Origin of the sequence: Nocardia jejuensis NBRC 103114, from assembly GCF_001613145.1 — a bacterium.
Classification (GTDB): Bacteria; Actinomycetota; Actinomycetes; order Mycobacteriales; family Mycobacteriaceae; genus Nocardia; species Nocardia jejuensis.
Window position 1 is genome coordinate 1 of sequence record NZ_BDBU01000027.1, and the last position, 14,145, is coordinate 14,145.

Annotated in this window: 11 protein-coding genes; 3 read left to right on the top strand and 8 right to left on the bottom strand. The window is 68.1% G+C overall.

The window, feature by feature from the left end; all coding sequences use genetic code 11:
• The 7 genes from NJ1_RS21560 to NJ1_RS21590 all read right to left on the bottom strand — a co-directional run.
• Positions 1-782, bottom strand: a 782-nt coding sequence (locus tag NJ1_RS21560) for an AMP-binding protein (RefSeq protein WP_245717514.1), incomplete at its 3' end; no start/stop codon positions are given.
• A gap of 169 nt (positions 783-951) precedes the next feature.
• Positions 952-2,586 (bottom strand): monocarboxylic acid transporter, encoded by a 1,635-nt coding sequence (locus NJ1_RS21565; protein ID WP_067697293.1) that lies wholly within the window; start codon positions 2,584-2,586, stop codon positions 952-954.
• Positions 2,583-2,933, bottom strand: coding sequence for a DUF485 domain-containing protein (locus NJ1_RS21570; protein ID WP_067697295.1), 351 nt, complete (start codon positions 2,931-2,933; stop codon positions 2,583-2,585). Before NJ1_RS21570 ends, NJ1_RS21565 begins: the two co-directional genes overlap by 4 nt.
• 152 nt (positions 2,934-3,085) lie before the next feature.
• Entirely contained in the window at positions 3,086-4,840 is a 1,755-nt protein-coding gene (locus NJ1_RS21575; RefSeq protein ID WP_067697296.1) for a sodium/solute symporter, read from the bottom strand.
• Between the two features lies 1 nt (position 4,841).
• Positions 4,842-5,171: a hypothetical protein gene (locus tag NJ1_RS21580; RefSeq protein WP_067697651.1), complete on the bottom strand. Its 330-nt coding sequence runs from the start codon at positions 5,169-5,171 to the stop codon at positions 4,842-4,844.
• A 400-nt stretch (positions 5,172-5,571) separates the two neighbouring features.
• Entirely contained in the window at positions 5,572-6,360 is a 789-nt protein-coding gene (locus tag NJ1_RS21585; protein WP_067697297.1) for a LytR/AlgR family response regulator transcription factor, read from the bottom strand.
• Between the two features lie 349 nt (positions 6,361-6,709).
• Positions 6,710-7,900, bottom strand: coding sequence for a sensor histidine kinase (locus NJ1_RS21590; RefSeq protein ID WP_067697298.1), 1,191 nt, complete (start codon positions 7,898-7,900; stop codon positions 6,710-6,712).
• A 195-nt stretch (positions 7,901-8,095) separates the two neighbouring features.
• On the opposite strand from NJ1_RS21590, the gene dnaE reads away from it, so the two are divergent.
• On the top strand, positions 8,096-11,647 hold the full coding sequence (gene dnaE, locus NJ1_RS21595; RefSeq protein WP_084478600.1) for a DNA polymerase III subunit alpha: 3,552 nt from the start codon (positions 8,096-8,098) through the stop codon (positions 11,645-11,647).
• Between the two features lie 77 nt (positions 11,648-11,724).
• Here dnaE and NJ1_RS21600 read toward each other — a convergent pair whose 3' ends face one another.
• The gene (locus NJ1_RS21600; protein WP_067697300.1) at positions 11,725-11,946 is read right to left on the bottom strand and encodes a hypothetical protein; all 222 of its coding nucleotides are present in this window, start codon (positions 11,944-11,946) and stop codon (positions 11,725-11,727) included.
• An 88-nt stretch (positions 11,947-12,034) separates the two neighbouring features.
• On the opposite strand from NJ1_RS21600, the gene NJ1_RS21605 reads away from it, so the two are divergent.
• Complete coding sequence (locus NJ1_RS21605) at positions 12,035-12,472, top strand: nitroreductase family deazaflavin-dependent oxidoreductase (protein ID WP_067697301.1); 438 nt, start codon at positions 12,035-12,037, stop codon at positions 12,470-12,472.
• 132 nt (positions 12,473-12,604) lie between these two features.
• Complete coding sequence (gene ilvA, locus NJ1_RS21610) at positions 12,605-13,969, top strand: threonine ammonia-lyase IlvA (RefSeq protein WP_067697306.1); 1,365 nt, start codon at positions 12,605-12,607, stop codon at positions 13,967-13,969.
• The last annotated feature ends 176 nt before the right edge of the window (positions 13,970-14,145 follow it).

Genomic DNA, 14,145 nt, shown 5'->3' on the forward strand with positions numbered 1-14,145 from the left:
TGTGCCTCGTGTTCGGGGGAGGCCAGCGCGACCGTCTCGTCCCACCAGAGATCGCGGCCTACCGTCCAGGGGACGTCCAGTCCGGTGCGCCGGACCACCAGCACGTGTTCCACCGACGAGTCGGCCACCCCCTCGGTGGCCGACTCATCGTGGGCGGCAAGCGCTTCGTCGACCGCGTACTTGATCGGCGCGGGCTTGCCCCGCCGCCACTGACCGTCGGTGGTGATGACCAATCGGGCCCGGGCGTCCTGCACGCGCTGGCGCAGGGCGCCGGCCGAGAAGCCCGCGAACACCACCGAATGCACCAGGCCGAGGCGGGCGCAGGCCAGCATGGAGACGATGGCCTCGGGGATCATCGGCATGTAGATCGCGACGCGGTCACCGGCCACCAGGCCGAGGTCGGTGAAGTAGTTGGCGGCGCGGGACACCTCGGCCAGCAGATCGGCGTAGGTCAGGTCGCGGGAGTCGCCCGGCTCGCCCTCCCAGTGGATGGCGACCTGATCGCCGTGCCCGTCCAGCACGTGCCGGTCGACGCAGTTGTAGGCGACATTGAGCTTTCCGCCGACGAACCAGCGGGCCACCGGCGCGCCGGACCAGTCCAGGACCTGGGACCACGGCTGATCCCAGTGCAAGCGTCCGGCCTGCTCGGCCCAGAACGCCTCCCGATCGGCGTGCGATCGGTCGTAGAGCGAGGCGTCGGTATTGGCCTGCGCCACAAAGGATTCGCTGGGTGCGAAGGTGGCGGGCCGTGCGATACCGGGTTCGGGGGCCGTGCTGGTCACTGCGTTGACTCCTGTTCCGAGGACGGGATGTTCTGGGGGCGGGGTGTTTGGGGGCGGGGTGTTCTGGGGGGCAGGGCGGAGAGGGGCTGTCATCGTGTGAGACAACCCCTCTCACGTCCGGTGCCGGGCGGCCGGCTACCTGCTCATCGTGGCGCGGCCGCGTGGATTCTCAATGGGAGACGGCCTTTTCGGCGCCGACGCCGGTGAGGGCGCGCACCTCCATCTCCGCGGCCTTGTACGGATCCTCCTTGTCGCGGCCGATGAAGGTTCCGACGATGCCCAGGACGAAGGCCAGGGGGATCGACACGATGCCGGGGTTGGACAGCGGGAACCAGTCGAAGTCCATGCTCGACAACATGGCGGTCTTGTTCCCCGATACCGCGGGGGAGAAGACGATCAGCACGATGGTGGAGATCAGGCCGCCGTACATGCTGAACAGCGCGCCGGTGGTGTTGAAGCGCTTCCAGAACAGCGAGTACAGGATGGTCGGCAGGTTCGCGGCCGCCGCGACCGCGAAGGCCAGGGCCACCAGGAACGCGATGTTCTGGCCGTTGGCGAGAATGCCCAGGCCGATCGCGATGACGCCGACCACGACGGCCGTGATCCGGGAGACCTTGACCTGCTCGTGCTCGGATGCCTTGCCGCGCTTGATGACTCCGGCGTAGATATCGTGCGCGAAGGAGGCGGACGCCGTGATTGTCAGGCCCGCGACCACCGCCAGGATGGTGGCGAAGGCGACCGCGGAAATGATGCCGAGCAGCACCACGCCGCCGAGTTCGAACGCCAGCAGCGGGGCCGCGGAATTCTGCCCGCCCGCCGCGGCCAGGATCTTGTCCGGGCCGACGATGGCGGCCGCGCCGTAGCCCAGCACCAGGGTGAACAGGTAGAACGCACCGATCAGGCCGATCGCCCAGACCACCGAGCGGCGAGCTTCCTTGGCGGTGGGGACGGTGTAGAAGCGCATCAGCACATGCGGCAGGCCCGCGGTGCCCAGGACCAGCGCCAGGCCCAGCGACAGGAAGTTCAACTTGGAGGTGCCGGTGCCGCCGTACTGCGCGCCGGGCGCGAGTACATCGCGTTGCGCCACAGCCTTACTGGTGGATTCCGAGACGTGTTCCTGGGCCGAACCCAGGATCTCGGACAGGTTGAAGCTGAACTTCGACAGCACCAGGACGGTCATGAACGCCGCGCCGGTGATCAGCAGCACGGCCTTGATGATCTGCACCCAGGTGGTGCCCTTCATGCCGCCGACCAGCACGTACGTGATCATGAGCAGGCCGACCACGGCGATCACGATGGACTGCCCGGTGCGGCTCTTGATATCCAGCAGCAGCGCGACCAGGCCGCCCGCGCCGGCCATCTGGGCCAGCAGGTAGAACAGCGAGACCGCCAGGGTGGTGAGGGCGGCGGCGGTGCGCACCGGACCCTGCTTCAGGCGGAAGCTCAGGACATCGGCCATGGTGAACTTGCCGGTGTTCCTGAGCATTTCGGCGACCAGCAGCAGGGCCACCAGCCAGGCCACCAGAAAGCCGATGGAGTACAGGAAGCCGTCGTAGCCGTAGACGGCGATGGCGCCCGCGATGCCGAGAAAGCTTGCGGCCGAGAGATAGTCGCCCGCGATGGCGATGCCGTTCTGCGGTCCGGAGAAGCCGCGACCGCCGGTGAAGAAGTCCGCGGCGGTGGCGTTGTTCCGGCTGGCGCGGATCACCACGACCATGGTGACGGCGACGAACACCGCGAAGATCGCGATATTGGCGGTCGGATTGCCGACGGTGGACTCTGCGGCAAGGGTGCTGGTGCTCACAGCCCGCCCTCCTCGATCTTGGTGCGGAGCGCGGCGGCGCGCGGGTCCAGTTCCCGGTTGGCGAACCGTACGTAGAAACCGGTGATCAGGAAGGTGGAGACGAATTGCGCCAATCCCAGGAGCAATCCGACATTGATGTTCCCGATCACCCTGTGTGCCATGAAGTCGTGCGCGTACGCGCCGAGCACCACGTACAGCACGTACCAGGTGAGGAAGAGGGCTGTCATCGGGAAGACGTACCGGCGCAGCCGGGTTCGCAGTTCCTGAAACTCCGGACTGGCTTGGACGGCCGCGAATTCCGCGGCGGTCGGGGTGTGCGGCGGGGTCCCGCCGATCTCCGTGCTCATCGAACGTCCTAGCTGTGTGACGTGGCTTACTTGACGCAGGACGTTAGCGAGGTCGGGGCGCGGATATCGGATGTGGCGGCGGTCACTCGGTGAAGGTGCCCGACGGTGCGCCGAACGGTCGGTTCGGCGCGACGAGCGGTCGAGGAGTCGATCTACCTGCGGCGCAGCTCGCCCTCGCGGTCCGACCCCAGTCCGAGGCGCTCGGGGGCGTGCAGCCGCACGAAGATTCGGCCGACCTCGCGAGCCGACTGACCATGGGTGAGCTTGCTGACCGCGATCATCGCGGCGAAGGCCAGCGGAACACTCACCGCCGCCGGATAACTCAGAATCGCCGCGAGCCAGCCGCTGGCCAGGTGTTCGTCGATGCCGCCCAGTACCGAGACCACCGTCGCCGCACCCGAGGTGAGACCACCCGCGAACAGTCCGGCCACGGCCCCGGTCGCGGTGAGTCCGCGCCACCAGATGCCCAGCACCAGCAGCGGGCACAGGGTCGAGGCGGCCACCGAGAAGGCCAGACCGACAGTGCGGGACAGGTCGAGGGAGGTGACGGCGATCGAAAGTGCCAGCGGCACAGCGCCGGACACGAGTGCGGCGACCCGGAAGTCGCGGATGCGGCCCCAGAGCATATCGGTGCCGATCACGCCCGCGATGCTCACCAGCAGGCCGGAGGAGGTGGACAGGAAGGCCGCGATGGCTCCCGCCGCCACCAGTGCGCCCAGGAGCTGACCCGGCAGTCCGGCGAGTACCGATCCCGGCAGCAGGAGCACCGCCGCGTCGGAGGCCCCGGTGATCAGCAGTTGCGGGACGTACAGGCGGGCGAAAACGCCCAGGACCGTGGGGAACAGGTAGAACAGGCCGACCATTCCGATGACCGTCAGTGCCGTCGCGCGGGCGGCCCGGCCGTCGGGGTTGGTGTAGAAGCGCACGAGGACGTGGGGCAGGCCCATGGTGCCGAGGAAGGTCGCGATGATCAGCGAGTACACCTGGTAGAGCGGGTGTGGTCCGCCCAGTCCGTTGCCGGGGCGCAGCCAGGCCGCGCCGTCCGCGGGTGCGCCCGCCACGACCGGCACCGCGTCACCGGCTCGCAGGACCAGCGTGGTGCCCGCCGAGAGACGATGTTCGCCGGCGCTCACCTGCACCGGGCCGTTCACCGGCTGTGAGTCCAGGGTTCCGTCGATCGAAATATGCTGCGCCGCACCGAACTGCACTCGTACATCGGTGCTGACGTCCACTGTGGTGCGCTGGCTCACGGTGGGCGGAGCGGGCGTGCCCAGTTCGCGCTCGGCGCCGAAGAAGTGCACCGCCAGCACCAGGGCCGGGATGGCGATGGCGGTCAGTTTCAACCAGTACTGGAACGCCTGCACGAACGTGATCGACCGCATGCCGCCGCCGACCACGGTCCCGATCACGATGGCGCCCACCGCGACCGCGCCCACCCAGCGGGGCAGACCCAGCAGGATCTGCAGGGTCAGTCCCGCGCCTTGGAACTGCGGAATCAGATACACCCCGCACACCAGCACCACGACCAGTGTCGCCAATCGCCGCAAACGCACTGAACCCAAACGGAATTCGGCGAAGTCGGGCACGGTGTAGGCCCCCGACCGCCGCAGCGGAGCCGCGACGAACAGCAGCAGTCCGAGGTAGCCGGCGGTGAAGCCCACCGGGTACCACAGCGCGTCCGCGCCGTACTTCGCGATCAGTCCCGCGACGCCGAGAAACGATGCGGCGGAGAGGTATTCGCCCGAGATCGCGGCGGCATTCCACCGCGCGCCCACACTGCGAGAGGCCACCAGGAAGTCCGACGTGGTTCGCGCCAGCCGCACGCCGTAGACCGCGAAACCCACCGTGGCCACCGCGGCCAGCACCAGCGCCGCCAGCGTGATCCACGAGCCCGAGGTCCACTCCACCTCAGTCCCCGGTCAATTCGCCGAAGTCCTGCTCGTTGCGCTCGGAGAGCCGCACGTACACCCGCCCCACCCCGTACAGCAGCGGATAGACCAGTACCCCCAGCAGCAGCCACGGCACCCGGACCCCGGCCAGGGTGGCGGTTCCCAGCGGTCCCAGGAACAGCAGGGGCAGTGCCCCCAGTGCCGCCACGGTCACCAACCCCAATCGCACCGCCACCCCGAACTGCGCCCGGATCAACCCCCCGATCAGCGCGGCCCCCACCTCTGTCTGCTCCTGCACTTCCACCCGGGTTCGCACCACCCGGGCTCCTCGCCGCGCAGCCAGGACCACCCGCACCCGCTGCTGACTCACCGCTGGGGCCCCGCGAAACCTGAAGCGGCACAGGGTGAACAGGTGACCGCGGATGAGGCCGTGTCGTGGCTGATCGACCCGATACCGCGGCACGTCGACGCCGAGTGTGCTCGATCCACCCGTCCGCCACTCGCATCCACCCAACTCGCGGTCAGGGTGTTGTCGTCACGTCGTTCGGGCGAAGGCAGCGGCGGTCGCGGCGCGCTCGCGCGCGAGGTGCACGAGAGCCGGGCCCGCGTCCGCACGCGAGATCCGGTCCGGTCGCGCCGTGGTTCCAGGCCCTCGGGCGTCCGGCGCTCGTCGGGCGGGACGCACCAGGTCCCGTGCGCCGATCGTCGATCGTCGGTGACGTGGTTGTCGGCGATGCGCGAACGCTGCCTCATCGCGTCCCGCGCGGGCGGTGCGGAATGAGCCGCTGCTTCAGATCGCGGACCTGGCGGCGGGCCACGGGCAGTTCCACGCAGGGGGAGTCGCCGTCGGCGCGGAGGCAGACGACGGTGCTCGTGCCGGTGTTTCGCAGGCCGGCGACCTGGTGCAGAGCCACCAGGTAGGAGCGGTGGACGCGCACGAAACCCGCTTCGTGCCAGCGTATTTCGAGTTCGGACAGGGGGATTCTGACCAGGTGGGAGCCGGTGCTGGTGTGCAGCCGGGCGTAGTCGCCGTCTGCCTCGACCCAGGTGACGGTGGCGCGGTCCACGAGGGTGGTGACGCCGCCGAGTTCGACGGGGATCACCTCGTGCGGATCCGATCGGGACGCGGCGGCGGGCGGTGCGGCGGTTCGCGTCGCGGCGATCCGGCGGACGGATTCGGCCAACCGGGCCTCGCGCAGCGGTTTCAGCAGGTAGTCGACCGCGCCGAGATCGAACGCCGCGACCGCCTTGTCGTCGTGGGCGGTCACGAACACCACGGCCGGCGGGTGGGCGAAAGCCGAGAGGATCCCGGCCAGTTCGAGTCCGTCGAGTCCGGGCATGTCGATGTCCAGGAACACCGCGTCCACCGGATGCGTGCGCAACAGCCGCAGCGCCGAGGTCGCGTCTCCCGCGCCGTGTATCTCCCCGACCTCGTCCTGCGCGCGCAGGAGATAGACCAGCTCGTCCAGAGCCGGCTTCTCGTCGTCCACGGCCAGCACGCGCAGCGCACCGGACCCGTTGTCGGTGGTCTGAGTCACAGCCGTTCCATCGTACGGTGAGCCCCCGGCGCCAGGGACTCGCGTCACGAATCTTCGCCGGATGTCGGTGGCGGCGTCACGTGCCCCGGCTGTGAGGTGGTGTCGGAGTGCGGGGGAGTTCGGCTCGCGAGGGATGCGGTGCGCCTGGCGGTGACGGGTGGTGTGCGGATGTGGTGGAGTTCTGCGGTGCGCGCGGCGGTGTCAGGTGATGGCCGGGTGTGGTGGAGTTCTGCGGTGCGCGCGGCGGTGTCAGGTGAGGGCCGGGTGTGGTGGAGTTCTGCGAGGTGTGATGCGGTGCGCGCGGCAGGAACCGGCGTCCGGGTGCGCGGGGATGCGGTCCGGGTGGCGCTCAGGCGCGAATGCCCGCGCGGAACTTGGGGATTCGCATGCTGACCTTGGTGCCGGCGCCGAGGGCGGTCTCGACGACGAGGCCGTAGTCGTCGCCGAAGGCCGCGCGCAGCCGGTCGTCGACATTGGCCAGGCCGACGTGGGCGGATTCGGTGGAACCCGATGTGCCGGGTGCGGTTCGGAGGGAGTCGAGTTCGCCGGAGCGCAGGAGTTCGGGGTCCATGCCGATGCCGTCGTCCTCGACGGTGATGACGCAGTCGGGGCCTTCGTCGGCGGCCACCAGGGTTACGGTGCCGCCCTTGGGTTTTCCGGCCAGGCCATGCCGGACGGCGTTCTCGACGAGAGGTTGCAGGGCGAGGAAGGGCAGGACCACGTTGAGGACTTCGGGGGCTATCTGCAGGCGTACCTGCAGGGCGTCGCCGAAGCGGGCGCGTTCGAGGATCAGGTAGCGGTCGATGTTCTTGAGTTCGTCTGCCAGGACGGTGAATTCGCCCGCGGTGCGGAACGAATAGCGGGTGAAGTCGGCGAAATCGAGAATGAGTTCGCGGGCTCGGGCGGGGTCGGTGCGCACGAAGGAGGCGATGGTGTTCAGGGCGTTGTAGATGAAGTGCGGGCTGATCTGCGCGCGCAGGGCGCGCACCTCGGCCCGGTCCAGGCGGGCGCGGGAGGCGTCCAGTTCGGCGAGTTCTATCTGGCCGCAGGCATATCGCGCCACCTCGGCGACCGCGCCGAGCTTGCCGGGGTCGGGCTGTTCGGTGGTCACCGCCCCGAGCGCGCCCACGATCCCACCGTGTTCGGTGGCCAGGGGCTGCGCGAGGAGGTTCAGTCCGGCGGTGCCGGGGCCCGAGACCAGCACCGGCCGGCCGGTCGCCACGGCCCGGCGCGCGGCGTCGGCGAACACCTCCCGGATCGGTTCGTACGGACCGTCCCACGCCAGCACGACCGCCTCGGCGTCGGCGATTCCCAGCGCCTCGGCGCCGGTGAGCACGCGCAGATGCGGCGCGGCCTCCCGCGCGGATTCCTCGGTGAGCCCGCGCCGCAACGGCCGGGCCGCCTGCGACGCGGTGTGCAGCGCCATGTGCACCGCGCGCTCGGCGGGCGTGGTCACCGTGCGCCGGGTGCGCGGCCACGCGAGCACCGCGCCGGCGATCAGGATTCCGGCGACCATGACCGCGGCGGCCGTCGCCGTCATCGGGACCGGACGGGCGCCGTCACGCAATCGCTCCGCAACCTCTCCATCCCCCGATTATCACTGTCCCGTTGCCGCAGTGACATTCACCACGCGAATCCGGACAATTCGCACGACACGCAAGGCCGCCACGCCGCCGGAACACCGATGCTCCGCGTGCCTTCAGAAGTAGTCGGTGGGGACGCTTAGTATGTCTGCGTGTCAGCCTCGTCGGGATCATTCGTTCACCTTCACAACCACACCGAGTACTCGATGCTCGATGGTGCTGCCAAGATCACGCCGCTGTTCAAAGAGGCGAATCGCCTGGGCATGACCGCGGTCGGTATGTCCGACCACGGCAATATGTACGGCGCCTCGGAGTTCTACAACTCCGCCAAGAAAGAGGGCATCAAGCCGATCATCGGCATCGAGGCCTACATCGCTCCGGAGTCCCGCTTCAACACCAAGCGTGTGCTGTGGGGCGATCCGTCGCAGAAGAGCGATGACGTCTCGGGTTCGGGTTCCTACACCCACATGACCATGGTCGCGGAGAACGCGACCGGGTTGCGCAACCTGTTCAAGCTCTCGAGCCTCGCCTCGATCGAAGGTCAGCTCGGCAAGTGGGCGCGTATGGACGCCGACATCATCGCCGAACACGCCGCGGGCATCATCGCGACCACCGGCTGCCCCTCGGGCGAGGTGCAGACCCGCCTGCGCCTGGGTCATGAGCGCGAGGCCCTCGAGGCCGCCGCCAAGTGGCAGGAGATCTTCGGCCCGGAGAACTTCTTCCTCGAGATCATGGACCACGGCCTGTCCATCGAACGCCGTGTGCGCGAGGGGCTGCTCGAGGTCGGCAAGAAGCTCGGCATCCCGCCCCTGGCCACCAACGACTGCCACTACGTGCACGAGCACGACGCGGGCAATCACGAAGCGCTGCTGTGCATTCAGACCGGCAAGACGCTCTCGGACCCCACCCGCTTCAAGTTCGACGGTTCGGGCTACTACCTCAAATCCGCCGAGGAGATGCGCGCCATCTGGGACGCGGAGGTCCCCGGCGCGTGCGACAACACGGTGCTCATCGGCGAGCGGGTGCAGTCCTACGACGACGTCTGGGAGCACCGCGACCGGATGCCGATCTTCCCGGTGCCCGAGGGTGAGACCCAGGGCAGCTGGCTGCGCCGCGAGGTCAAGATGGGCCTGGATCGCCGGTTCCCCAACGGGATTCCGCCGGAGTACGGCCCGCGCGCCGATTTCGAGCTCGACGTCATCATCGAAATGGGCTTCCCCGCCTACTTCCTCATCGTCGCCGACCTCATCACCTACGCCCGCTCGGTCGGCATCAACGTCGGCCCGGGCCGTGGTTCGGCCGCCGGTTCGCTGGTCGCCTACTCCATGGGCATCACGAACATCGACCCGATTCCGCACGGTCTGCTGTTCGAGCGCTTCCTGAATCCCGAGCGCGTGTCCATGCCCGATATCGATATCGACTTCGACGATCGCCGCCGCGGTGAGATGGTTCGCTACGCCACCGAGAAGTGGGGCAGCGACCGGGTCGCCCAGGTGATCACCTTCGGTACGATTAAAACCAAAGCGGCGCTGAAGGATTCGGCCCGGGTGCAGTTCGGTCAGCCCGGCTTCGCCATCGCCGACCAGATCACCAAGGCGCTGCCGCCGCCGATCATGGCCAAGGACATCTCGGTCTCCGGCATCATGGATCCCGAGCATGAGCGGTACAAGGAGGCCGCCGAGGTCCGGGAGCTCATCAACACCAATCCGGACGTCGCCAAGATCTACGAGACGGCGCGCGGCCTCGAGGGCCTGATCCGCAATGCCGGCGTGCACGCCTGCGCGGTCATCATGTCGAGCGAGCCGCTCACCGACGCGATCCCGGTCTGGAAGCGCGCCCAGGACGGCGCCATCATCACGGGCTGGGACTACCCGTCGTGTGAGGCCATCGGCCTGCTGAAGATGGACTTCCTGGGCCTGCGCAACCTCACCGTCATCGGTGACGCGCTGGTCAACATGAAGAACAACCGCGGCATCGATCTGGACCTGGACACGCTGCCGCTCGAAGACGCCGCCACCTACGAATTGCTCGCGCGCGGTGACACTCTCGGCGTCTTCCAGCTCGACGGCGGCGCCATGCGTGATCTGCTGCGCCGCATGCAGCCCACCGGCTTCGACGATATCGTCGCCGTGCTCGCGCTCTACCGCCCCGGCCCGATGGGCATGAACGCCCACAACGACTACGCCGACCGCAAGAACGGGCGGCAAGAGGTCAAGCCCATCCACCCGGAGCTCGAAGAGCCCCTGAAGGTGATCCTGGGCGATACCTACGGCCTGATCGTGTATCAGGAACAGATCATGCAGATCGCGCAGAAGGTCGCCGGGTACTCCCTCGGCCGAGCCGACATTCTGCGTCGCGCCATGGGTAAGAAGAAGGCCTCGATCCTGGAAGCGGAGTTCGAGGGCTTCGAAGCGGGCATGGTGGAGAACGGCTTCTCCAAGCCCGCCGTGAAGGCGCTGTGGGACACCATCCTTCCGTTCGCCGGTTACGCGTTCAACAAGTCGCACGCCGCCGGCTACGGCCTGGTGTCCTTCTGGACCGCGTACCTCAAGGCCAACTACCCGGCCGAGTACATGGCCGGTCTGCTCACCTCCGTCGGTGACGACAAGGACAAGGCCGCGGTCTATCTGGCCGACTGCCGCCGTCTGGGCATCCAGGTGCTGCCGCCGGACGTGAACGAGTCGCAGATCGAATTCGCCTCCGTCGGTGGCGATATCCGCTTCGGCATGGGCGCGGTCCGCAATGTCGGCGCGAACGTGGTGTCCGCGATCATCGAGGCGCGCAACGAGAAGTCGAAGTTCACCGACTTCTCCGACTATCTGAACAAGATCGACGCGACGGCCTGCTCCAAGAAGGTCACCGAATCCCTCATCAAGGCAGGCGCTTTCGACTCGCTGGGTCATCCGCGCAAGGGCCTGCTGCTGGTGCACTCCGATGCCATCGACGCGGTCATGTCGACCAAGAAGGCCGAGGCCATCGGCCAGTTCGACCTTTTCGGCGGGCTGGACGACGGCGACGACTCGCTCGCCAGCGTCTTCAACGTGAAGGTCCCCGACGAGGAGTGGGAGACCAAGCACAAGCTGGCGCTCGAGCGAGAGATGCTGGGCCTGTACGTGTCCGGCCATCCGCTCAACGGTGTCGAGCATGTGCTCGCGGCGCAGTCGGACACCAATATCCCGACCATTCTGGAAGGCGATATCAAGGACGGTGCACAGGTCACCATCGGCGGCATCTTCGCCAATGTGACCCGCCGCGTGAACAAGAACGGCTTGGCGTGGGCGTCCGCGCAGCTCGAGGACCTCACCGGTGGCATCGAGGTGCTGTTCTTCCCGCAGTCCTACTCGGTGTACGGCATGGACGTCACCGAGGACGCCATCGTGCTGGTGAAGGCTCGCGTGAACGCCCGCGACGACCGCATCTCGCTGATCGCCAACGACCTTGTGGTGCCGGATCTTTCGGCCATCGGCGTGGATCGCCCGCTCTCGGTGGTCATCCCGACGCGGCTGTGCACCCCGGACAAGATCAGCGCGCTCAAGCGGGTGCTCAGCAGCCACCCCGGAACCGCCGATGTGCACATCCGCCACGTCGGATCCCGCGAGCGCACCACGGTCCTCAAGGTGACCGACAATCTGCGGGTCTCGCACTCCTCGGCGCTGATGGGCGACCTCAAGGCGTTGCTCGGGCCCGGCTGCCTCGCGAGCTGATCACCGCCGAACAGACGTATCGAGGCCCCCGCACGCTCGTGCGGGGGCCTCGATACGTAGGTGGTCGGCGCCGACGGTCAGGGGCGCAGGACGGCGACTGCCCAGCGCAGGGTGGCCACCATGGCGGCCACCAGGACCGCGGCCGCCGGAGAGCCGGTGATCAGCAGCAGCACCAGCGCGGTGACCAGGCCGATCGCGAGGGCCTCGAGTTTGAAGACCGGCCACGCGGTGCCCGCGATATCCACGGTCGCCACCCGGGAACGGGTGCGCGCAGTCTGCGGAGGGTGAACCAAAGCCATATCCACAGGGTACCCGCAGACCTAAAGTTCGGTCCAGCGAACTTTTCTGTCGGGAACATAACAAGATCTGTCCGTGTTTACATCGGTCATGCCACTAACCGGAGAGTATGAACCCAGCACGTCCGACTGGGCACGCGATCAGGCCGAGAAGTACGAGGCATCCAACGGCGCCGAAGCCACCACCATCAAGGGCAAGCCGATCATCCTGCTCACCACGCGGGGCGCGAAGACCGGCAAACTTCGTAAGACCGCGCTCATGCGGGTCGAGCACGACGGCGAGTACGCGGTCGTCGCCTCGCTGGGCGGAGCTCCCAAGCACCCCGTCTGGTACTGGAACATCAAGGCCGAGCCGCACGTCGAACTGCGTGACGGCGCGAACCTGCGGGACTACACCGCCCGCGAGGTCACCGGCGAGGAGAAGGCCGTCTGGTGGGAACGCGCGGTCGAGGCCTGGCCGGACTACGCCGGCTATCAGACCAAGACCACCCGTGAGATTCCGGTGTTCGTGCTCTCGCCCCGCGACTGACCTGAATAATCCCGTTCGTCCGGTATTCAGCAAACGGCCCGCATACCGCCCCCGGCGGTGTGCGGGCCGTCGCGTGTGTCGCGCCGCGAGTTCTGCCGGTCGGGGGAATGTCGCGGCATCGGCCTCAGTAGCATGGTGCGGGTGTCTGACCCGCTTGCGTTTGCAGAGAAAGTGTCCACCCCGCTGCCCGAACTGACGGCGGACGAGATCGACGCTGCCGCGAAGCGAATTTCCGACATTATCGAGCCGACGCCGCTGCAGTGGAACGCGCGGCTATCGGCGCTGACCGGAGCCGAGGTCTTCCTCAAGCGCGAGGACCTCACCGCCGTGCGCAGTTACAAGCTGCGCGGCGCGTTCAACCTCATCGTTCAGCTGACCGACGCCGAGCGCGCCGCGGGTGTGGTGGCCGCCAGCGCCGGAAACCACGCTCAGGGTGTGGCTTTCGCGTGCAAGTCGATGGGCATCAAGGGCCGCATCTACGTGCCCAGGACCACCCCCAAGCAGAAGCGCGACCGAATCCGGGTGCACGGCGGCGAATTCGTGGAACTCATCGCCGTCGGCGACACCTACGATGCGGCGGCGACGGCCGCCGCCGAGGATGTGCGCCGCACCGGTGCGACCATGGTGCCGCCGTTCGACGATCCGCGCACCGCGGCCGGACAGGGCACCATCGCCGCGGAGTTCCTCGAACAGCTCGGCCGCACACCGGATCTGGTGATCGTGCCGGTCGGTGGCGGCGGCTGCCTCGCCGGTGTCGGCACCTATCTGCGCGAACGTTCCCCGGCCACGGCCATTCTCGGTGTCGAGCCGGGCGGTGCGGCGTCCATGACCGCCGCGCTGGTGGCCGGCGGTCCGGTCACGCTGCCCGAGATCGACCCGTTCGTGGACGGCGCGGCCGTGCGGCGGATCGGTGCGGTGCCCTATCGGGCGGTGTCGCGATTCGGTGGGGGAGTGCGCTCGCACGCATCGTTGCCTTTACTGACCACCACCGAAACCGACTCGGGCGCAGGCTCTTTCCGGATGCTCCACATCGACGAGGGCGCGATCTGCACCGCCATGCTCGAGCTGTACCAGAGCGAGGGCGTGGTCGCCGAACCGGCGGGCGCGCTGTCGGTGGCGGCGCTGCGCGAGGTGGACATCGAACCGGGCGCCACCGTGGTGTGCATCCTGTCCGGCGGCAACAACGATGTCTCGCGCTACGGCGAGGTCATCGAACGCTCGCTGGTGCATCGCGGCCTCAAGCACTACTTCCTGGTGGACTTCCCGCAGGAGCCGGGTGCGCTGCGCCGCTTCCTGGACGAGGTGCTGGGCCCGGACGACGACATCACCCTGTTCGAGTACGTCAAGCGCAACAACCGGGAAACCGGCGCGGCGCTCGTCGGTATCGAACTGGGCTCGCCCGACGGGCTGGAATCGCTGATCAAGCGCATGGACGAGTCGCCGATCCGGGGCGAGCGCCTGGAGCCGGGCACCCCGGCCTACCGCTACCTCACCTGAGCGCCGAGTAACCCGAGCACGCGAATATCGTGGGCCCCGAGTCGATGTCGACTCGGGGCCCACGGCGTCTCACCGCACTCGCGGCGGTCGGCCGGGCCGTCGATCAGACCCCCTGACGGTGCGAGCTAACGAATGCCCGCTCGCCGGGCGATTGATCGAGTAGTCGACTACGCGCG